This window comes from Nguyenibacter vanlangensis (assembly GCF_013376155.1).
Lineage (GTDB): Bacteria > Pseudomonadota > Alphaproteobacteria > Acetobacterales > Acetobacteraceae > Gluconacetobacter > Gluconacetobacter vanlangensis.
Window position 1 is genome coordinate 1 of sequence record NZ_JABXXP010000747.1, and the last position, 1,312, is coordinate 1,312.

General features: G+C 69.4%; 1 protein-coding gene. It reads right to left on the minus strand.

Translation table 11 applies throughout. From position 1 onward, the window contains the following. The coding region (locus HUK84_RS18660; protein WP_281362864.1) for a secretin N-terminal domain-containing protein at positions 1-1,174 on the minus strand (1,174 nt) is incomplete at its 3' end. Positions 1,175-1,312 lie beyond the last annotated feature (138 nt).

The window sequence follows — 1,312 nt, forward strand, 5'->3', positions numbered from 1 at the left end:
CGCCCCCCATGGCACTGGCCATCCCGCCGGTAAAGCCGGCCTGGCCCAGTTGCGACGCGGCACCCGGCGCCCCCCCGGGCGGCAGCGCCGTCACATTGTCCGGGGTGAAGGCCTGCTGCAGCGTGTAGGTGACGTCGTTCACGCTGGAATTCTGCACGTAGAAGATATGCCATGACCGGATCGTGGCGCGGCGGTTGCGTTCGATCAGCGCGAAAAGGCGCCGCGCATCGTCGACATAGCGTGTGTTGCGCGCGACGATCAGCACCGCGTTGACGCGGCTGAGCGGCAGGACCTGCACGATCTGCGCCAGCGCGCCGCCGCTGCCGTGCAGCGCGGTCTGCAAGGCTGTCGCCATGTCCTTGGCATTTCCGGATTCGACCGGAAGCAGGGCGTAGGACTGGCTGCTGAGCCAATCCACGTCGAAGGCGCGAATCACCTCGACCAGCGCGTTGCGCGCCGCGGGATCGCCGCTGACGATCACCGCGTTGGCGCTGTCGACCGGCGTCACGCGCGCGCCGTTCTGCACGAAGGGTTGCAGCGCGCGGGCCAGGTTGGCGGCCCCGGCATAGCGCAGCGGAACCATGATATTGCCGCCCAGCGACGGGTTTTCGGTCATTCCGGCGGCACCGGACTGGGCGCCGGATTGGGGATTTCCGGCCTCGGCCTGGCTGGGGACGATGCGGTACAGCCCGTCGCTGTGCAGCAGCACGGCGTGGACCTGGGCCAGGATGATCTGCAAGGCCGGCAGCACCTGCGCCGCCGTCAGCGGCGAGGACGTATGCAGCGTCACCTGCCCGCGCACCGCCGGGTCGATCGAATAATTCACGTGCAGGATGTCCGTCAGGACCTGCGAGACGGCGTCGCGGACGTCGGTATCGGCGAAATTCAGCGAGATTCCGCCCACGCCGCCCGCGATGCCCGAGGATGGAAGCGCGGGGACTGCATTGCGGCCATAGCTGTACTGCACCCGTCCGAGTCGATCGCCTGTTCCGATCCGCCCCTCGGCCGTATCGGGTGCCGGGCCGGAAAGCGGCAGCGCGCCCGACAGGGGCCTGACCCGCGCCGGTCCGCTGCTGCACCCCGCCACGGACAGGCAGAGGGCCAGGCCCGTCCAGACGGGGTGCGTGCGGCGGATCGTCGTCATGCCGTCGAGGGAACGGATCAGAATATTCATTGCATATGGCCTGGAAGCTGGTCGTCTGTCTGGTTGTCGGGCTGGCTGGCGGGCGACGCGCCGGAGGATGGGCCTGCTGGCCGGGAGTCGGCGCCGCGGTCTCGGTCGGGGCGCAGGGATTGCTCGCCCCCCGCACCC